This is a genomic window from Psychrobacter sp. 1U2 (assembly GCF_051847575.1).
This window is the reverse complement of sequence record NZ_JBPYDC010000018.1, coordinates 1-19,459: the sequence shown is the minus strand read 5'-3', so window position 1 is coordinate 19,459 and position 19,459 is coordinate 1. Positions and strand designations below refer to the sequence as shown.

15 protein-coding genes and 1 pseudogene are annotated in these 19,459 nt (G+C 44.0%); 15 read left to right on the top strand and 1 reads right to left on the bottom strand.

The window, feature by feature from the left end; translation table 11 throughout:
• Positions 1-365: 365 nt before the first annotated feature.
• From fmt to ACS8FD_RS09420, 10 genes are all read left to right on the top strand, one after another.
• Complete coding sequence (gene fmt, locus ACS8FD_RS09465; protein ID WP_439275594.1) at positions 366-1,439, top strand: methionyl-tRNA formyltransferase; 1,074 nt, start codon at positions 366-368, stop codon at positions 1,437-1,439.
• A gap of 67 nt (positions 1,440-1,506) precedes the next feature.
• Positions 1,507-3,084: a transcription antitermination factor NusB gene (locus ACS8FD_RS09460; RefSeq protein ID WP_439275592.1), complete on the top strand. Its 1,578-nt coding sequence runs from the start codon at positions 1,507-1,509 to the stop codon at positions 3,082-3,084.
• Positions 3,085-3,128: 44 nt separating this feature from the next.
• Positions 3,129-4,547, top strand: a complete 1,419-nt coding sequence (gene thrC, locus ACS8FD_RS09455; RefSeq protein ID WP_439275591.1) for a threonine synthase — start codon at positions 3,129-3,131, stop codon at positions 4,545-4,547.
• Between the two features lie 214 nt (positions 4,548-4,761).
• The gene (locus ACS8FD_RS09450) at positions 4,762-5,856 is read left to right on the top strand and encodes a LysM peptidoglycan-binding domain-containing protein (protein ID WP_439275590.1); all 1,095 of its coding nucleotides are present in this window, start codon (positions 4,762-4,764) and stop codon (positions 5,854-5,856) included.
• 92 nt (positions 5,857-5,948) lie between these two features.
• Positions 5,949-7,127 carry a DNA-processing protein DprA gene (gene dprA / locus ACS8FD_RS09445; protein ID WP_439275589.1) on the top strand — a complete coding sequence of 393 codons (1,179 nt, stop codon included), beginning with the start codon at positions 5,949-5,951 and terminating at the stop codon, positions 7,125-7,127.
• 150 nt (positions 7,128-7,277) lie between these two features.
• A complete protein-coding gene (locus ACS8FD_RS09440) occupies positions 7,278-7,973 on the top strand; it encodes an L-threonylcarbamoyladenylate synthase (RefSeq protein WP_439275632.1) in 696 nt (231 codons plus the stop codon).
• 228 nt (positions 7,974-8,201) lie between these two features.
• Entirely contained in the window at positions 8,202-8,720 is a 519-nt protein-coding gene (locus ACS8FD_RS09435; RefSeq protein WP_439275588.1) for a GbsR/MarR family transcriptional regulator, read from the top strand.
• 49 nt (positions 8,721-8,769) lie between these two features.
• Positions 8,770-9,735, top strand: a complete 966-nt coding sequence (locus ACS8FD_RS09430) for a TIGR01777 family oxidoreductase (protein ID WP_439275587.1) — start codon at positions 8,770-8,772, stop codon at positions 9,733-9,735.
• Positions 9,736-9,974: 239 nt separating this feature from the next.
• Positions 9,975-10,451, top strand: a complete 477-nt coding sequence (locus tag ACS8FD_RS09425) for a thiol-disulfide oxidoreductase DCC family protein (RefSeq protein ID WP_439275586.1) — start codon at positions 9,975-9,977, stop codon at positions 10,449-10,451.
• 284 nt (positions 10,452-10,735) lie between these two features.
• Positions 10,736-11,908 (top strand): metallophosphoesterase, encoded by a 1,173-nt coding sequence (locus ACS8FD_RS09420; protein WP_439275585.1) that lies wholly within the window; start codon positions 10,736-10,738, stop codon positions 11,906-11,908.
• Here ACS8FD_RS09420 and ACS8FD_RS09415 read toward each other — a convergent pair.
• Positions 11,880-13,295, bottom strand: coding sequence for an alpha/beta hydrolase (locus tag ACS8FD_RS09415; protein ID WP_439275584.1), 1,416 nt, complete (start codon positions 13,293-13,295; stop codon positions 11,880-11,882). The genes ACS8FD_RS09420 and ACS8FD_RS09415 overlap by 29 nt on opposite strands.
• A 426-nt stretch (positions 13,296-13,721) precedes the next feature.
• Here ACS8FD_RS09415 and grpE point away from each other — a divergent pair, with 426 nt between their 5' ends.
• The 5 genes and pseudogenes from grpE to ACS8FD_RS09390 all read left to right on the top strand — a co-directional run bounded on the left by grpE (position 13,722) and on the right by ACS8FD_RS09390 (position 19,337).
• Positions 13,722-14,327 (top strand): nucleotide exchange factor GrpE, encoded by a 606-nt coding sequence (gene grpE / locus ACS8FD_RS09410; RefSeq protein ID WP_439275583.1) that lies wholly within the window; start codon positions 13,722-13,724, stop codon positions 14,325-14,327.
• Positions 14,328-14,611: 284 nt separating this feature from the next.
• Positions 14,612-16,552 carry a molecular chaperone DnaK gene (gene dnaK, locus ACS8FD_RS09405; protein WP_439275582.1) on the top strand — a complete coding sequence of 647 codons (1,941 nt, stop codon included), beginning with the start codon at positions 14,612-14,614 and terminating at the stop codon, positions 16,550-16,552.
• 365 nt (positions 16,553-16,917) lie between these two features.
• Complete coding sequence (locus ACS8FD_RS09400; RefSeq protein ID WP_439275581.1) at positions 16,918-17,463, top strand: porin family protein; 546 nt, start codon at positions 16,918-16,920, stop codon at positions 17,461-17,463.
• A 245-nt stretch (positions 17,464-17,708) separates the two neighbouring features.
• A pseudogene (locus ACS8FD_RS09395) lies at positions 17,709-18,164 on the top strand (NfeD family protein); the annotation flags it as partial.
• Between the two features lie 291 nt (positions 18,165-18,455).
• Positions 18,456-19,337 (top strand): SPFH domain-containing protein, encoded by an 882-nt coding sequence (locus ACS8FD_RS09390; RefSeq protein ID WP_439275580.1) that lies wholly within the window; start codon positions 18,456-18,458, stop codon positions 19,335-19,337.
• The last annotated feature ends 122 nt before the right edge of the window (positions 19,338-19,459 follow it).

Below are 19,459 nucleotides of genomic sequence, written 5' to 3'. Positions count from 1 at the left end.
GCAGTAGGCGTTTTAAAGACTGAAAATTTTGCATGAGATTATAATCCTATGCTCGCAAACGAAGGCAAGCGGATACGATGATCACTAGGAGCTGATAGTTAGAGCGGGCTCCGAATGTTGAAGCAGATTTTTTAACACTGAAACGTTAGGACTATTGTTTGCTACGTTGAGATAGCTATTATAATAACAACAAAGTTATAAATATCGTTATCTTAATAATCTGCATGACGCTTATGTGTTCAGTCGCCTGCTAACAGACATGGCACAAGCCCTTAAACTCACTTATAATGTGACAAACTATAATATCATGTTTACCAGTACCCGCTAGTTGGGGCTTAGTACTGGTAAGAGTTATAAGGAAAAAAATGACTGCTGCTGACAATACATTGATAAATGATGCTAACACTGATTTACCACTCTCTACTGCTAAAAGACGTGTAGTGTTCGCTGGTACGCCTGAATTTGCGGCGACTAGTCTACAAGCACTCATAGCACAGCAAGAGGCGCTCAATATAGAGGTGGTAGCGGTTTATACTCAGCCGGATCGCAAGACCGGGCGCGGTCAAAAGCTCAGTGCTTCGGCAGTCAAGCAAGTGGCAGTCGCTAATAATATCCCAGTCGAGCAGCCGGCTACTTTCAAAAAATCCAGTGTCGAGGGCTTGGCTGCTAGAGAGACTTTGCGCAGCTATCAGCCTGAGGTGATGATCGTCGCCGCCTATGGACTTATTTTACCGATTGGCGTTTTGAAAACCCCAACTATGGGCTGTCTTAATATCCATGCTTCATTATTACCGCGCTGGCGCGGAGCCGCGCCTATCCATCGAGCGCTACTCGCTGGGGATAAAGAGACAGGTATTACCATTATGCAGATGGATCGCGGGCTTGATACCGGTGATATGCTTTATAAAACAAGCACTGATATTGCTAATGATGATAGCGCCGCAAGCTTGCATGATAGGCTCGCAGAGTTAGGCGCTCAGTCTATTATCACCGTCATGCAAGATTTAGAGAGCTATCAAGCCAAAGCCATCGAACAAGACGATACTCAGGCCAATTATGCCGAAAAATTAGTCAAGTCGGAAGGCGAAATCGATTGGACACAATCGGCGGCTACTATCGAACGGCAAATTAGAGGCTTAAACCCTTGGCCGGGTACTTATACCTTTCTACAAGATCAGCGGGTAAAGATTTTAGCCAGTTTGCCGGTTAATGAGACACAGCCAACGACTAAAGCCTCAGGCACTATCATTAGTGTCGGACGCAAAGCTATCTTAGTCGCTTGTGGTAAAGCGGATAATGAATCAGCAGCACAAGCGCCAGCTAGTACCTTACGAGTGACGCAGCTACAATTTGCTGGTAGTAAGCCTGTTAGCGCCGAGCAAGTCTGTCACGGTAATCAGCTTGACGATGGTGACCGATTCACCTCCAATCCCGATTAGATCTAAAATAAGCCAAACTCTATTCAAATAAGACGCTACTAACCATACGTCAAGGAAATATAACTTAATGAGACAACCGTCAACAGCGTCTAACCATAATAGTAAAAAGCCTAAACCTTCAAGTAATCTAAAAATGGTCGGCAGCGTGCGCGTACGAGTCATCCGTGCTTTGCTAGCCATTCAAAACGGTCAGTCCCTATCAAGCGTACTCGATCCTTTACTGAACAGCTTGCACGAAGGCGATAAAAGCTTTGCTCATGCGCTATTGCTGACCACTTTGCGTCAATGGTTTGCCCTTGAACGCCTACTCGATAGCCTAGCGGATAATCCTATCGATGAGATTGAAGTCCGTACTACTATTCTGGTGGGGCTCACGCAGCTACTGTACTTAGAGGTCGCTGATCATGCCGCTATCCATGAAACGGTTGAATCGGTAAAAGAGATCGAGTTTGCGCATGCTAGCGGCCTCACTAATGCTATTTTGCGTAAGGTCGCCAAGAACCCAAGTAAGTTCCGCAAGAAGTGCGATAAAAAGCACAGTTTACCAAACTGGCTTGCTTATCAACTTAAGCAAGACTGGAGCGAGCAGTATGATGAATTAATGCAAGGTCTGCGTCAGCCGGCGCCGATGTTTTTACGCGTGAATACGACGCAAACCTCTGTCAGCGATTATCAGCAGACGTTACAGCAAGCCGATATCAGCGCTGAATTGATTGAGTTGAAAACGGGTTTAGCATTAGTGCAAGCGACAGATACTAGCGATAGGGCGTCTACGCTTATTCAAAATCAAGCGCTGCGCTTAGAGCAGAGCATGGCGGTCAGTGGGTTACCTACTTTCGCCGAAGGCGGCCTGAGTATTCAAGATCTATACGCACAGCTAGCCGCACCTATTATTCAACAAGCGCTTATTCATAAAGTTGCTACTGATAAAGCTAATACAGACGAGGACAGTGAGGTTTCTAAGCTTACGCTATTAGATGCTTGCGCCGCTCCTGGTGGTAAACTGGCACATTGGCTTGAGCTGTTAAATAGTGAGGATCAATCAGCGTTGTTTCATGTGAAACAGTCTAAAGACGATAACGACACTGCTAACATTAAGCTGACGGCTATCGATAATGAAGCGCCGCGTATTGAGCGTATTCACGATAATTTGCAGCGTTTAAATCTTGAGCAAACCAATAAAAATATCGATCTAAACATCGTCTGCGGGGATGCCACTCGTTGGCAATTGACCAAACCAACACAGAAAAGTTCTGCGGAGTCGTTAGCGGTATTTGATGCTATTCTTTTAGACGCGCCTTGTACCGCGACCGGGGTTATCCGTCGTCATCCTGATATCAGTATTTTGCGTACGGAAGAAGATATCGAGCAAACCGCTATCTTACAAGCGGATATTTTGCATAATCTCTGGCCACAGCTCAAGGTTGGTGGTTATCTGCTCTATGTGACTTGCTCTATTCTTAAGCAAGAAAATGCCCTTCAAATGCAGGATTTTTTAAGCAAGAATAACGATGCCACTGCGATTGAGTTTACCGATGAGTGTAATTGGGGTATTGCTCAAGAGGTTGGCCGTCAGTGCTTACCGATTGATAGTGAGAGTGGCGATGGCTTTTATTATGCTTTATTGTATAAAACTGCCAAATAACTCGTTTTAAATGTTGCATAACACCATTGTAGATAGGACAAAACATGAAATATATCAGTACCCGTGGTCAGACTGAGCCGATGGATTTTAGTGATGTGCTACTCATGGGGCTTGCTCCTGATGGCGGCCTTATGTTGCCGGAGCACTATCCAACGGTTGATAATGAGGTGTTAGAAGAATGGCGTGCGCTGAGCTACCCAGAGCTAGCGTTAGCCATAATGCAGCGTTTTGCCACCGATATACCTCATGCCGATCTAAAAGATATTATTGATCGTACGTATACTAGCGAGGTGTTCGGTAGTAGTGAGATCGTACCCGTACGTAAGCTTGAGGGTGGCTTGTATATTCTAGGCTTGTCCAATGGTCCGACGCTCGCCTTTAAAGATGTAGCGATGCAGTTTTTGGGTAATGCGTTTGAGTATGTGTTAAAGCGTCAAGATGCGCGAATTACTATCATCGGCGCTACGAGTGGCGATACAGGTAGTGCGGCTGAATATGCACTACGCGGCAAAGAAAATATCGAAGTGTTTATGCTATCACCGCACGGCAAGATGAGCGAATTCCAGCGCGCGCAAATGTATAGCTTAACTAATGATAATATCCATAATATTGCCATCAAAGGAATGTTTGATGACTGTCAAGATATTGTCAAAGCGCTGCAGCAAGATGCCGAATTTAAAGCCAAATACAATTTGGGAACGGTAAACTCGATTAATTGGGGCCGCATCTTAGCGCAAATTGTTTATTACTTTAAAGCTTATTTTGCGGTAACTGATAGCAATGATAAACAAGTTAGCTTTAGTGTGCCATCAGGGAATTTTGGTAATATTTGCGCCGGCCATATTGCGCGTGAGATGGGGTTGCCTATTGGACGTTTAATAGTGGCGACCAATGAGAATGATGTACTCAACGACTTCTTTAATCAAGGCGCTTATCAGCCACGCGCCACTGACAAGACTTATGTGACCTCAAGTCCGTCAATGGATATCTCTAAAGCTTCGAACTTTGAGCGCTTTGTTTATCTATTATTAGATAAAGATAGCGCCCGCGTACATGAGCTGTTTGAAGGGGTGAAGTCGGGGCAGGGCTTTGATTTGTCAGACGTCATGGAGAAGGTAAATAGCCGTTATGGCTTTGCGGCGGGCAAGTCGACGCATGCTGATCGCTTGCAAACGATCAAGACTCTATACGAGCAGTATAACGAGCTGGTGGATCCGCATACCGCTGATGGTATCAAAGTCGCTAAACAGTTGCAGCAAGACGGTGAAATCATTATCTGCGCTGAAACGGCCTTGCCTGTTAAGTTTGCCGAAACGATTGTTGAAGCTATTGGACCGATAGAGATTAAACGTCCAGCTCATACCGAAGGGTTAGAGGACTTAGAGCAGCATGTTGTGGTTTTGGATAACCAAGCTGAGCTAGTGGCAGCGCAAATTCGTCAACAAGTCACGGCAAATAGCTAATCCGTTAGTTTCACGTGAAACTATTTGGGCAAGTGAGTAGCTGTAAAAGTTATATATTTGTAAGTTTGTGTCGCATATTGTGCTATGGTGCTTATCATTGTAAACTGAATAACGCCAAAAATCGGCAAGTAGTCTCTAAGATATTTTTAGGAAGGCTTGTCTACAATTGAATGAAATTATGCCTGTGATCTAATTACACCTTGTGGATATCGACATGAATACCAGTCTAAAGACGATAACAAAGACGCTCGTTGCTACTATGTTTGGTAGCGCCTTATTAATGTCCACGGCTCACGCCAACAACCCTGCGCCGGTCATCAAGGCAGATGCTCCCAACCGTTATATCGTCAAAAAAGGTGATACGTTATGGGACATCTCCGGACGCTACTTAGAGAGTCCGTGGCGCTGGAAAGAGATTTGGGCGACCAATAAGCAAATTAAAAACCCTAATCTTATCTACCCCGATGACATTCTTATCTTATGTATCATTCAAGGTAAAACCTTAGTCGGTATTGACACCGGTGAAGGCTGTGCTGGTATCGAGAAGCAGTTAATAGGTACGGTAGAGCGTGAAGTTACCGTTACCTCAGTCGCTAATAGTATCCCCGCGATTCCTTTGAGCTCTATTCAGCACTGGTTAGACCGCTATACCATCGTGCGGCCAGAGGATTTCAATAGTACTCCTTATATTTTAGCTTCCAAAAATCGAAACTTAATTACCGCGAGCGGCGACAAGGTTTATGCCAAAGGCGTACCACTTATCGTGGGTCAGCGCTATGGTATCTACCGTGAAGGCGAGCGCTATGTCGAACCTAAAACTCAAAAAGTCATTGGTTTAGAGGCCATGCAAGTGGCAAGCGGCATCGTCACTAGCGTCGCTGAAAACGGGGTCAGCAGTCTGCAGCTGTCCGAATCTTATGGTAAAGAAGTGCGCGAAGGCGATAGAGTGTTCGTCGAGCTGAGTAACTCTATTCCGCCCGTGTTTTATCCGGCGCCAGCACAGGTGAGCCGCGGCGGTATGATCGTACGAGTGATGGACTCTATTAGCTCAGCGGCGCGCGGTAGTGTTGTCGCTATTAATTTAGGTACGACCCAAGGCGCCAAGCCTGGCGATGTATTGACGGTTTATCAAAAAGGCCCGCTAGTACGAGATACCATAGATAATGATAATGCGGTACGCTTGCCTAGTGAAGAGAGCGGGATGGTGATGGTCTTCAATAGCTTCGATGATATCAGCTATGCTTATGTACTGAGCTCAGAGCTACCACTGAATGTCGGTGATCAATTACTACCACCACCTTATTTATAAAGCGCGATCCAACTGGCTTATAAGACAAAATTTTATAGTTAAACTCAGTTACTTATTTGGACAAGCCTCTTTTTTGTATGAGCTAGACGACTATGACGCCACAATCTTCACCTCATTTAGATCCCAATCAGCGTGCAATATTGGCGCTATGGTATGAGGTGAACGGCTCCTTATCCGCTTATCATAAACTACTTAGCGCTTTTGGCGATGCGTCTCAAGCTTGGTCGGCTAGCTTTAGTGCTTGGCAAACATTGGGCATCCATGCTGCGCACCTAAAGCGTCATGAGCAGCAACAGCAGACACTAGCTAGCGTTGATAAGATTGAGCAAGCACTAGCAGCCGGACAATATCAGCTACTTTTCGCCGATCAGCCTGAGTTTCCAGCACAGTTATTACAGATTTATGATCCGCCGCCTTTATTATTTTGCCGGGGCAATATCGCGCGCTTACAGCAAGCACAAATCGCTATGGTAGGCAGCCGAAAGCCTACCGCTCATGCTCAAAAATCTACTTTCGATATTGCTCAGTATTTAGCACAGACCGGCTATGTCATTACTAGTGGTTTGGCTATGGGGGTAGATAAATGCGCGCACTTAGGGGCCTTAGCTCAAGTAGATAGTGAGTACCAGGGTCGCACGGTAGGTGTGATGGGTACAGGAATTGAGGTCTTCTATCCTAATCATCATGATAAGCTATTTAGCCAAATCATCGAGCAAGGCGGCTGTATCATTAGCGAGCTATTGCCGCATACTCAGCCGCATAAGCACACTTTTCCACGTCGCAATCGGCTCGTTGCTGGCCTAAGTTTAGCGACAATAGTGACCGAAGCCACTATCAAAAGTGGCTCGTTAATCACCGCTAGACTCACCTCCGAGCAAGGCAAACAAGTCTTCGCGCTGCCAAGTCATATCGATAATAAAAACGCTGAGGGCTGTCATCATCTGATTCGTGAAGGCGCGACGCTGATTTATCATCCCGATCAGGTATTAAGCGACGTAAACGTCCAACTAAACTTCTCAGCAAGCCAGTCATCAAACACCCAACCGACTAAAACATCGACAGCTCATAGCATACCAACTCAAACCGCTTCACTAATAAAAGTACCTGAGCATCTGTCTTTTGTTTATGAGCTGCTCGACTGGCATGGACAAGACTTAGATGCGCTGTTGATATCTTCGAAGCTGTCAGCGCCGCAGCTGATCGGTCAGCTAATGGAGCTAGAGCTACTCGGCGCTATCGATGTACAAGGCGGCCGCTATTTACGTTTATGATAGAGTAAACTTACTTTAGAGCTGCACACTAATATTAGCGTACTGATGTTATTTCGAACGGGCTATCGTTATTTTCAGCGGTCGGTAGTGTCTTTTTGTGACTGTCCAACTCGCCCTAATACCCTCACTCACTTTCAGAGCTTTCAGTTTATGTCTTCCTCTGCGCCCTTCATTACCGACTCAGTGGTACAAGCCGCTCACTGGCTAAACCAAGGGCAGCTATTGGCCTATCCGACCGAAAGTGTATGGGGGATTGGCTGCGATCCATTCGATGAAAGCGCTGTGCAGCAGCTGCTGACTATTAAGCAGCGGCCACAAGACAAAGGCATGATCGTCGTTACCGATAGCGTCGAACGTATTACGCCGCTACTTGCGCCGCTGAGCGGTGAGCAGCGACACACGGTGCTTACCAGTTGGCAGCCTAGTACTGATGTCCTGGTACAACAAGCACATACTTGGTTACTGCCACTGCCAAAGTCACTCACCCCTCCCATACCGACTTGGATAACCGGCGCACATCAAAGTGTTGCCGTACGCGTCATCGCGCATCCATTAGTACAACAGCTCTGTGCGCAACTGATATCAGCAAAAAACCCTTATGGCTTTCTTGTCTCCACGAGCTGTAACCCTTCAGGCCAACCACCAGCATTGACAATTTCAGAAGCTAAAAGTTATTTTTTAGATAAAAACACTCGTGTTCAGTCCGAAAAAGACAGTAGTAGACTTAATAATCAAAGTAAGCATCATCAAGCACGCAGGCAGGTTGGTTATTTGTGCGGGGAGACTTTAGGTTATCAATTACCAAGTCAAATCGGTGATGCGCTTAGCGGACACATTATCCGTTAGAGTTTTCTATCCATGAGTATGCAACGACCTTAATTGATAATGATAGCCTACAAAAAGAACATTTTATCCACTAATTTCAGTATTGACAGAAATAAAAGAATAGCGCAGTATGGTTTATAATTTATTTATTCTCTTAATAAAATTATGAGTTGTTGGTATTTGAAACAGTGCAGGTATTAATAAAAAATAGATATCCCTAAAAAGCAACGTAAATAAGTGTGAACCAATATGAAACTCAATCCCATCACCGAAAAATTCGTCTTACACTGGGGAGAGATGGGCCCTAAGTGGGGCGTCAATCGTACAATGTCGCAGATACATGCGCTGCTATATATCATCGGTAAACCACTAAATGCTGAAGAGATTACCGAGACGCTAGGCGTGGCGCGCTCTAACGTCTCCAATAGCATCAAAGAGCTGCAGCACTGGGGACTGGTACAAAAGGTATCGATATTAGGCGATCGCCGGGATCACTTCACTACCCATACGGATGTTTGGGAGCTGGCACGTATCATCGTAGCCGAGCGCCAAAAACGCGAGCTTGAACCCACCGTACAGTTTTTACAAGATCTGATGAATAGTCCTGAGTTTGAATATGAAAAAAGCGAAGTTAAAACTCGGATAAGTGACACCCAAGACTTCGTAAATACTTTAACCACTTGGTCGTCCGAGATGCTCAAGCTCCCTACTAGTATGCTAAAAAAGGTGCTAAAACTAGGGGCGAGTATTAAGAAGTTTTTGAGTTAATGATGACTCAGAACGGTGCGAGCAATAAGAACATAACAAGGATAAGCAGATGAATATTTTAATCAGCGGTGGTTCAGGGTTTTTGGGTAGTGCGTTTAGCAAAGAGATCATACGGCGCTATGAGAATAAAAACGAGCAAATAAAGATCACGTGGCTGACGCGCGATAAATCTCAGCAGCACCCTGATGACGTCAACATGATGACTTATGATGAGCTTGCCAATACTAATGACCCCTTTGATGTGATTATGAATCTAGCAGGGGCGGGTATCGCCGATTCGCGCTGGAGTGATGAGCGTAAAGAGCAACTGATGGCAAGCCGAGTAAAGCCTACAGAGTCGCTGCTTGAGTTCATTGCCCGGAGTCGTGTGAAACCTAAGCTAATGCTGAGTGGTTCGGCTATCGGTTGGTATGGTACTCAAGGGGATAAACCTTTAACCGAAAGTAGTGCTTACCAGACAGATTTTTCGCATCAGCTATGTGACGATTGGGAGCAGTTAGCGCTCAAAGCGACTGATTATGGCGTGCCTGTCGCTATCGTTCGTACTGGGGTAGTGATGCATCCTGAAGGCGGAATGATTGCTAAGTTGTTATTACCGTTCAAGATGGGGGTAGGTGGTCAGCTAGGCGATGGTAAGCAAATCATGAGTTGGATTAGCCGTGAGGACTGGGTAGGGGCGGCGATTTTTGTTATTGAAAAGCATCTTGCTGAGGGAAGCGGCAGTCAAGTCACGCCCAATAACAAGCTGAAGACTCATAATGACACGCCAGCGCTCGTCTATAACTTAACGGCGCCAAACCCGATAACTAACCACAAATTTACTAAAGCTATGGGTGCTTGGCTACATCGTCCTACTATTTTTACTTTGCCAGAGTTCTTACTCAAATTGATGTTCGATGAGATGTCGACTTTACTTATCGATGGACAAAAGGTACTACCACAAGCCTTGTTGGACTCAGGTTATGAGTTTAAGCACACTGATATTCAGCAAGCGCTAGAAGAGCAGAGTAAATGATTCTACAACTGATGTTTCATGTGAAACAAAATATGTTATAGAAGCAGTAAGTAGCGTTTGTTCAAAAAATAACTAATAAATGAGTTCTATTCGAGTGTGAGAGATGATTGATCAAGGGTAGTAAATTGGCTTCTATTTTAAATATCCATTTCAATTTTGACAGAAGTTAAATCAACACAATGCATAGATGATGTGTTAATGCTCATTTGCTAACCTACAACTGCACTAGGAGTCATAAAATGACGAAATCCCGTCATACTAATCAAGATAAAAGTCAGCAAGACCAAAGTCAAAACCGCGCTGCTATTACTATGTATTACGATGACGCTTGCGTGCTTTGTAGTACTGAGGCCTATAACTTGCAGTCGCGTAACCCAGAAGCTATCACTTTGATTCCGGTAAATGAAGGCTTAGAGACTTTGGAAGCAGCAGGGTTTAGCCGTAGCGATGCTATGACTTATTTGTGCGTACAAGACTGGTATGGCGGTTGGCATACCCATATGGACGCAGTGCGATTACTGTATAGAACCAGTGGTCTTAGAGGCTCCGCGCTGCTCTATCTGCCAATTGTCAGACAGCTTGGTGATTTTGCTTATCCTTATGTGGCGCGTAACCGTTACCGAATCCCAAACTGGGTGACCAAATTGATTTATGGAAAAGCGGTAACGCAAGCCTGCGCAAATGGGGTTTGTAAAATGCCGTCTGATAAGCGTTAATTAAATCTAAACCCATACTATTTCAAAAACAACTGGCAACACTTCTCGTTGTTTCAGCTGTGTTCTTTACTATAGTCGATCCTAAATGAAACTTAAACATTTTTGTCATGTGTTGTTGGGATGAATTTTACGCAGCCTCTGGAGTGACAAAGTCGCACAGCAAGCAAGAAAATTTATACCAACGGCACTGCACCATTTTTAAAGTGCCTTAACTATATATGACTTAACCTTCAAATCATCCGCTTACCTTTACCTTAATACTAAAACCCGCTTTAGGATCATAGATGCGTTACGCCTTTTTTATTATCATTATTGCCTTATTAGAGCTGTTTAGCTTTGGAGCTGCGCTCTCTTTACAGTGGTGGCTACAGCCTTTGCTCACATCGAGTACCACCATAGCGGTTTGGGTTTTGATATTTTTTATTACTAATGCTCTGTTAGGGGTGACTTTTAGCAAGCGCTTTGACAATAGTTATCGCTGGATGAGTGGCTGGCTACTTGTTATGCATTTTATGCTGCTGACCACGTTAATAATGAGTCTGCTATATGGAAGCTACGAATTTATTCGCACATTTACGGATGTCGCTATCTTCAACGCTACTTTAGCAAATGCATTGCTGCGAATACTGGCGTTAGTTGTTTTTGTTGGACTTTTTATTCACAGTTTATATAGCGCTTATATCCCTGTCGTGCGCCAGCTCTCTATTACTATCGATAAACCTTTAGCAAGCTCATTGCGTATTGCTATGGCTAGTGATTTGCATTTAGGTCAGCTGTTTGGCAATAAAGCAATAGATAAGCTACATCAGCTCATTCATAACAATAAAGCGGATATACTGCTGATGCCAGGCGATATTATGGATGACAATATAAAAGCGTATACCGCTCATAATATGGCCGCTAAATTGACTGAGCTTTGTAGCAGCTTACCCTACGGCGTCTATGCCACTTTAGGCAATCATGACTTATATGGCCACGAGCAGCCGATCAGCAAGGCTTTGCAAGAGGCTGGCGTGCAACTATTAAATGATGAGGTGCTCAAGCTAGAGTATGCAGGCGAGTCGGTCTGGCTGATAGGTCGGTTTGATAATCATAAACGCGAGCGCGTCGCGACCACCGATTTATTGCAGCAAGTTGACGCCAGTAAACCAGTCATATTACTTGATCACAGACCAAGTGATATTGAGGAGCACAGCAAATTACCAATAGACTTACAAGTTTCTGGTCATACCCACGACGGGCAGATATTCCCGGCTAATTTTATTGTCAGAGCGATTAATCGTTTGGGTTACGGCTACAAAGCCATAGGCAGAGGACACTTTGTCGTCTCCTCCGGCTATGGTTTTTGGGGTATTCCTTTTCGTTTAGGTTCGCGCTCTGAGATTTGGCTTATTGAGATGACCGGCCAACCAGTAGAGCAAGCTTCCACTAAGCGACCAATAACGATTCAGAGCTGATGATCTCGTCGACGAAACGGGCAAAGTCATTGATAATATACTGGGTTTGTTGCTCCAAGCCGCTATGGACGCTCATCAGATGCACAAAGCCGTGAGGCGCACCAAGTACTGCATAAGTCTCAACCGCTATCTCAGCCGCCTTTAACTGCTCTGCGTAAGCAAAGGCTTCATCACGTAGCACGTCAAACTCAGAGGCGACGATATAAGTCGGACACACTTTACTATTATCACCGATCATAGGCGAGATAAGCACATGCTCGCGTGGCAGCGGGCTATTCTGCATAAACGCGGCATCAAACACGGCCACATCAGCATGATCTAATAGCAAACCTTCGCCATATAGCTCCCAGCTTGGATAGTCAGTTTCGATATCAGTGACCGGATACAACGGCATCTGCGCAAGCGGACGAGGTAGTGTTTTAAGTAGTTTATACATATGCTGACCGGCAATCCCTAGATCTGACCAAGCCTCTTCGGTTGGGTGAGTCAGCTGCTGCGCGAGCAATGTTGATAGACCGCCACCAGCGCTATCTCCAGCTAAGACAATACGCGACGGCGAAGCACCAAGATCTTGACTGTTTTTGGCCAGCCAAGCGTAAGCTTTGATCGCATCTTGTAAGGCTGCTGGCGCTGCATGCTCAGGCGCTAAGCGATAGTCCACACTGACTACCGCCCAACCTGTCTGCGCGCAGACGCGATGACAGAACTCGTGATGAGTATCGACATCACCAATACAAAAACCGCCGCCATGAAAGAACAGCATCACTGTCTCATCAAGATTGTGATTGGTTTTTGAGTGTACGCCTGCCTGATAGCAGCGAATAGTCATATCGCCATCATCAGCATTGGCTATGGTTTTATCATGCCAATTAACAGCCGCATCACTACTTTTATTAATGAGCTTTAGGTTACTTAGTTTATTACTACTTGCTTGTTGCCAGACTTTAGGGTCTTGCATAGCGACCGCATCGGCTGCAAATCGCTGACGCAGCTCTTGCATTTTAGAGAGTTGTAAAGGGGTCTTCAAACGGATGTTTACTGCGATGATCAAGCGCAAGTGCGCATTAGCATTTAGGTATTGTTTGGACGTTGGTCCACCTAGATAGCTTACTAACGCTTCTAGCATAGAATCAGGTAAGTAGCCTAGCCCTTTTAGGACGTAATGTAGGGCATGTTGCTGATAGTCGGTCGCGGGTAGGAAGCTCGCAAGCTTCTCACCGAGCAATCTGTATCTATTATCACCTTCGCTAAGCCGTTCAGTCTCAGCTTGGTTTTCATGCGCCTGATAGCACTCTACGCTTTCTAAAGGAGCCAGTTTCGGCTTGGAATTTAAGCTTGCCGCTTTATTTATTAAAGCATTAAGCGATGTTATAGGAGAGCTTGACATGGCATTCCTCATAAATTCAGTATCGATCTTTATGACTTTTTATAGCCTTTTATATTTTTGATTTATAGCTTCGATACTTTTTATCATTCAGTTTATAGTTCAATAATTTTTATAAATAATAGTTGGTAAGTAGTGAGTGAGGTCATCATAAAACAATCAAAAGTGAAATTAAGTATCGTTTAGTAATCGTTTACGAGCTAAAGGTAAACTATAAAGAATGATTCAGCTTTAAGTACCGTTTTGGCTGCTATGGTCTGGTTTATAGAGGCTAAATCTCAAAATTAAAAAAATCCTCGGCTTTAGGCTTGAAATATGCCCTCACTACCTTTATCAATCAGCTATTGAATATGGTTTACAGCAAAAATATTAATGAAGTGCTAAATTCTAGGTATATTACAAAATTATCATAAATAATAAGGAGTTATCATGAGCGAACAAAATCCAAATCAACAAGTGGATGAAAATAGCGCAAAAGCAGCACATAGTAATCTTGAGCGTAATGAAAGCGTCCTGCAAGAAACGATGGATGAGTTTGATCCGCAAAACAATTCAGCCGATGAAGCCACTATCGATAACGAGATCGATATCAGTGTTTATGAAGCGCGCATCAAAGAGCTTGAAGGGGAAGTCAAACAAGCCCGCGAGACGACTGCCCGGGCTAATGCTGAGACCTATAACGCGCAAAAGCGTATGGAACAAGAAGCCGATAAAAGTAAGCGGTTCGCCCTGCAGAAGTTTGCCAAAGAGTTATTAGAAATTGTTGATAACTTAGAGCGCGCTATCGAAAGTGCTAACTCAGACGACCCTGTCACCGAAGGGGTGCGCTTGACGCACAAAGCTTTATTAGATGTCTTGAATAAAAATGGCGTAGAAGTTGTCGAACCAAAAGGCGAGAAATTCAACGCAGATTTGCACGAAGCGGTTGGTATCGACGCCGATGCTGAGCCTGATACGGTCGGTACGGTACTACAAAAAGGCTACAGCCTAAATGGTCGTCTGCTGCGTCCTGCTATGGTTCGCGTCGGCCAATAAGTTAAGCGAGTAAGCTTGGCTAATAAGTGAAATTAGCAAAAAAATAAGCTAATAATCCTTATTAAAAGTAAGGGTATTCACAAAAATTCACACAAAAGCAAATTATTGCGCTGTTATTGACTTGAAAAAATGCCAGCGCAAACCGATATAAAGCAACAAGTGACCATATATGGTCTGATAGTTTGATTTTAGCTTGAGTTTTTGACATTTTTTTTGATAGTTTAAATGCACAAAAACTGCAAGCAACCCCAATAGAAATTTAACAACATTTGGAGCAATTAATTATGGGTAAAGTAATAGGTATTGACTTAGGAACCACTAACTCATGTGTAGCGGTAATGGAAGGCGATAGCGTCAAAATTATCGAAAACGCTGAAGGTACTCGTACCACTCCTTCAATCGTCGCTTATAAAGATGATGAGATTTTGGTCGGTCAATCTGCCAAACGTCAAGCAGTCACCAACCCGAATAAAACCCTGTTCGCTATCAAGCGTCTGATTGGTCGTCGTTTCGATGATAAAGTCGTGCAAAAAGATATCGGAATGGTACCGTACAAAATCGCTAAAGCCGACAACGGTGATGCTTGGGTTGAGATCAATGGTAAAAAACTTGCGCCACCACAAGTTTCTGCTGAAATCTTAAAGAAGATGAAAAAGACAGCCGAAGACTATCTTGGTGAGAGCGTTTCTGAAGCGGTTATTACCGTTCCTGCTTACTTTAATGACTCACAGCGTCAAGCCACTAAAGACGCGGGTAAAATTGCCGGTCTTGATGTGAAGCGTATCATCAACGAGCCAACCGCAGCGGCACTCGCTTATGGTATGGACAAAAAACAAGGCGATAGCACCGTAGCCGTCTATGACTTAGGTGGTGGTACTTTTGACGTATCAATTATTGAGATCGCTGATGTCGATGGTGAGCAGCAGTTTGAAGTACTAGCGACCAACGGTGATACTTTCCTTGGTGGTGAAGACTTTGACTCAGCGCTTATCGACTACCTCGTTGATGAGTTCAAAAAAGAGCAAGACTTTAACCTAAAAGGTGACTCTCTTGCGATGCAGCGTCTAAAAGAAGCCGCAGAAAAAGCGAAGATTGAGCTATCAAGCGCACAAAGCACTGAAGTGAACTTGCCTTATATCACGGCTGATAGCAGTGGTCCTAAGCATTTAGTCATTACCATTAGCCGCTCAAAACTTGAGAGCCTAACTGAAGATCTCGTCAAGCGTACGATGGGTCCTTGTAAGATTGCTCTTGAAGATGCTGGCCTAAAAGTTGGCGATATCGATGATGTCATCTTAGTTGGTGGTCAGACGCGTATGCCATTAGTACAAAAGCAAGTAGAAGACTTCTTCGGTCAAGAGCCGCGTAAAGATGTGAACCCTGATGAAGCAGTAGCTGCTGGTGCGGCGATTCAAGGCGCAGTATTATCTGGCGACAAAACAGACGTACTATTGCTTGACGTGACGCCACTAACGCTAGGTATCGAAACCATGGGCGGAGTGATGACGCCAGTTATCGAGAAAAACACGATGATTCCTACCAAGAAATCACAAGTGTTCTCAACCGCAGAAGACAACCAGCCTGCGGTTACCATTCAGGTGTATCAAGGCGAGCGTAAAATTGCCAATCAAAATAAACTCTTGGGCCGTTTTGACTTGACCGATATTCCACCAGCGCCGCGCGGTCTGCCGCAAATCGAAGTGACTTTCGATATCAACGCTGACGGTATCATGAACATCTCAGCGACTGATAAAGGTACAGGTAAAGCACAAAGTATCCAGATCAAAGCGGATTCTGGCTTGTCAGATGAAGAAGTCGAACAAATGGTACAAGACGCAGAAGCTAACGCTGCTGAAGATGAAAAGTTTGCCAACCTTGCGCAAGTGCGTAACGAAGCCGATGGTCGTATCCATGCAGTACAAAAGGCCTTGAAAGAGTCAGAAGATAAAGTCACTGAAGAAGAAAAGTCATCAGTAGAGACGGCTATCTCTGAGCTTGAAACAGCTACCAAAGAAGACGATCACGACGACATCAAAGCCAAGCTTGAAGCGCTAGATAATGCGTTCTTACCGATCAGCCAAAAGATCTATGCCGATAATGGTGCAGGCGCGGAAGGTATGGATCCAGGTCAGTTCCAGCAAAGCACAGAGTCAGCAGATGCGGCGCAAGATGATGATGTCGTAGATGCAGAGTTCACTGAAGTGGATGAAGATAAAAAGTCGTAATTAACACTACTGGCAGTAGCTTAAAGCTAGTTTTATAATAAGTATAAGAAAGACGCATCTCTCGAGGTGCGTTTTTTTATGAGCTAATCGGTATCGCTAATTAAGTAGTTATTATCGTTAATGGACATAAATTTCATGAGAAATCTAGCTATGTAACAAAAGATTTCATATCTTAGCCTTTGTAACTTAGCTACTGATATTTGCTTGCAAATCTTAACCCGTATGCCCTCAAACGTAGACACAGCGTATGACATGTTTTGTTACTATATATTCATCGTTAGCAAACAGGGCGATAAAGCTGAAAAAGCTGCAATAACTAACTTGTTTGTCAAAATTTATTAATACTTAAAAGGTAGGAGATAAAGATGAAAACTTTACAAAAAACTCTATTAGCACTAGCCGCTGGTTCTTTAGTAAGTGTAGGCGCACAAGCTGCCGTAGCTTATGGTAGTGGTTATACCGGTCAACCATATGTTGGTGTTAAAGTCGGTCAATTTGATTTAGACGTTGATAACGCTGATGATCCAACTGCGTATGGTATCTATGGTGGTTACAACTTTGACCCTAATTTCGGCCTAGAAGCCGAGTACGTAGGATCAGATGATGCTGACTATAGAAACGGTGATTTAGATGCCAAGACTTATGGTGCTTACGGTACTTACCGCTATTCTTTCCCAAATACAGGCTTATATGCTAAAGGTAAGCTTGGGGTAGCAAAAACTGAAGTAGAAGGCGACTATACCGTTGGTCCAGTCAAGGTCTCAAACTCTAGTAGTGATACTGGTATCGCTGGTGGTGTTGGCCTAGGTTATTCGGTCAATCCTGACTTTGGTGTAGAAGCTGAATATTCTATGATGGATAGCGATGTCGATGCCAAGCTTATCACTGTTGGTGCTCATCTAAAATTCTAATCTAAGTTTATGAGCTAATATTTATTTTTTAGCTAAGCTAGTACGACAAGAACGATCACTCCGGTGGTCGTTTTTTTTGGTCTAATTTTTAGTATAAAATATAATCATAGTTTTCATATAATCATAACTTTTATATGGTTAACGTTCTTAAAGCATAAATAACAGTATGATATTGATTTTTAAGATAATATTAACAACCAAGATGTGCTACATTAAAAGCTAGAACAACAAAGGGAGTCGCCGCAATGATTGAGACTATTTGGATGCTTGAACCTTGGCATTGGCTAGTACTAGGTTTCTTATTAATGATTGCCGAGATTTTCATTCCCACTTTTGCTAGCCTTTGGTTCGGTGCTGCTGCTGTGATTGTTGCAGCGTTGTCTTGGCTATTACCTGTTCCTGTTGTGGCACAGGTACTCATATGGCTTGTACTATCCGTGTTATTTATGTTCGCTTGGATCAAGTATATTAAGCCCCTATCGGTAAACCGTACCAAAGCAGGATTAGGTGGCAGCGTGATCGTTGGTGAAACCGGCATGATAGTGCTTAAGCCGCAAGCCGATAAATCTGGGATGATACGCTTCAATGTCCCAATAGTTGGTGCGGATGAATGGCCTTGTCGTACCGAAGGCGAGGCAGTAGAAGTCGGCGATAGGGTGGTTGTGACAGGTATCATAGGTAATGAGCTTATCGTTGCTCCGACTCAGCGTATCACAGCGGCTACTACCGATGTGCAGCCTAATATTGCACCTAAAGTAGAGGCTCAAGCCTTGAAAGAAAAGACCAAAAGTGGTCGCTTGAATCTAAATAAGCCTAACCTAGATAGAGTACGTCTAAAAAACAAATTTACGGATAAGTAGTCAGCATATACTAATAATCTTTTTAAATCAGACTATAAAGTAGCGAAATCAAAGAAACAAAGGAAATTAGGAAGCTGAAATAAATATAACCTCTTGTCGTGCTATTTAAGGCAAAGGTTCAAGGAGAGCGTTATGAATAGTATTATAGGTATCTTAGGTGGTGGCGGCATCGTCATGGTGGTATTGATTGCCCTGATTATATTTACTGTGTTTAAAGGGGTGCGTATCGTACCGCAAGGCTACAAGTGGGTGGTGCAGCGCTTAGGAAAGTATCAGCAAACACTTGAACCTGGTTTATCTTTAATCATTCCATTTGTAGATAGAGTTGCTTATAAAGTCACGACCAAAGACATCGTTTTAGACATTCCATCGCAAGAAGTCATCACTCGCGATAACGTCGTCATTATCGCTAACGCTGTTGCCTATATCAATATCGTGCGCCCGGACAAAGCTGTCTATGGTATTGAAGACTATGAATATGGTATTCGCAATTTGGTTCAGACTTCCTTGCGCTCAATCATAGGTGAGATGGATCTGGATAATGCGTTATCGAGCCGAGATGAAATCAAGGCGCTACTCAAAAATGCTATCTCAGAAGATATCGCTGATTGGGGCATTACACTCAAAACGGTTGAAATCCAAGATATTAATCCTTCGCAGACTATGCAAGCGTCGATGGAAGAGCAGGCCGCGGCTGAGCGTCTACGCCGGGCAACGGTTACGCGCGCCGATGGTCAAAAGCAAGCCGCTATCTTGGAAGCGGATGGCCGCCTAGAAGCGTCACGCCGTGATGCCGAAGCACAAGTGGTACTGGCTAAAGGTTCAGAGGAGTCTATCCGCCTTATTACCGCTGCGATGGGTGACGAAGAGATGCCGATTGTTTACTTACTCGGTGAGCAGTATATTAAGTCAATTCGTCAATTGGCTGAGTCTGATAACTCGAAAATGGTGGTATTACCGGCTGATATCTTAAGTACAGTTAAAGGTATGGTTGGTGATAAGCTCAAAGTATAAATAGCGATTAGCTTGATCTTTTAACCAAAAAAAGACCTCTATAAGTGAACTGACCCCCAAATGTTGGACGGTTTATTTTATAACAAGGACTGAGTTCTGTATTGCACAGGACTCAGTCCTTT

Bases quoted from the DNA above. Each gene is read 5' to 3' on its own strand.
- ACS8FD_RS09460 (WP_439275592.1), top strand. From the start codon at position 1,507: ATGAGACAACCGTCAACAGCGTCTAACCATAATAGTAAAAAGCCTAAA.
- grpE (WP_439275583.1), top strand. From the start codon at position 13,722: ATGAGCGAACAAAATCCAAATCAACAAGTGGATGAAAATAGCGCAAAA.
- thrC (WP_439275591.1), top strand. From the start codon at position 3,129: ATGAAATATATCAGTACCCGTGGTCAGACTGAGCCGATGGATTTTAGT.
- ACS8FD_RS09425 (WP_439275586.1), top strand. From the start codon at position 9,975: ATGACGAAATCCCGTCATACTAATCAAGATAAAAGTCAGCAAGACCAA.
- ACS8FD_RS09390 (WP_439275580.1), top strand. From the start codon at position 18,456: ATGAATAGTATTATAGGTATCTTAGGTGGTGGCGGCATCGTCATGGTG.
- ACS8FD_RS09430 (WP_439275587.1), top strand. From the start codon at position 8,770: ATGAATATTTTAATCAGCGGTGGTTCAGGGTTTTTGGGTAGTGCGTTT.
- ACS8FD_RS09415 (WP_439275584.1), bottom strand. From the start codon at position 13,295: ATGTCAAGCTCTCCTATAACATCGCTTAATGCTTTAATAAATAAAGCG.
- ACS8FD_RS09420 (WP_439275585.1), top strand. From the start codon at position 10,736: ATGCGTTACGCCTTTTTTATTATCATTATTGCCTTATTAGAGCTGTTT.
- ACS8FD_RS09400 (WP_439275581.1), top strand. From the start codon at position 16,918: ATGAAAACTTTACAAAAAACTCTATTAGCACTAGCCGCTGGTTCTTTA.
- ACS8FD_RS09450 (WP_439275590.1), top strand. From the start codon at position 4,762: ATGAATACCAGTCTAAAGACGATAACAAAGACGCTCGTTGCTACTATG.
- fmt (WP_439275594.1), top strand. From the start codon at position 366: ATGACTGCTGCTGACAATACATTGATAAATGATGCTAACACTGATTTA.
- dnaK (WP_439275582.1), top strand. From the start codon at position 14,612: ATGGGTAAAGTAATAGGTATTGACTTAGGAACCACTAACTCATGTGTA.
- ACS8FD_RS09440 (WP_439275632.1), top strand. From the start codon at position 7,278: ATGTCTTCCTCTGCGCCCTTCATTACCGACTCAGTGGTACAAGCCGCT.
- ACS8FD_RS09435 (WP_439275588.1), top strand. From the start codon at position 8,202: ATGAAACTCAATCCCATCACCGAAAAATTCGTCTTACACTGGGGAGAG.
- dprA (WP_439275589.1), top strand. From the start codon at position 5,949: ATGACGCCACAATCTTCACCTCATTTAGATCCCAATCAGCGTGCAATA.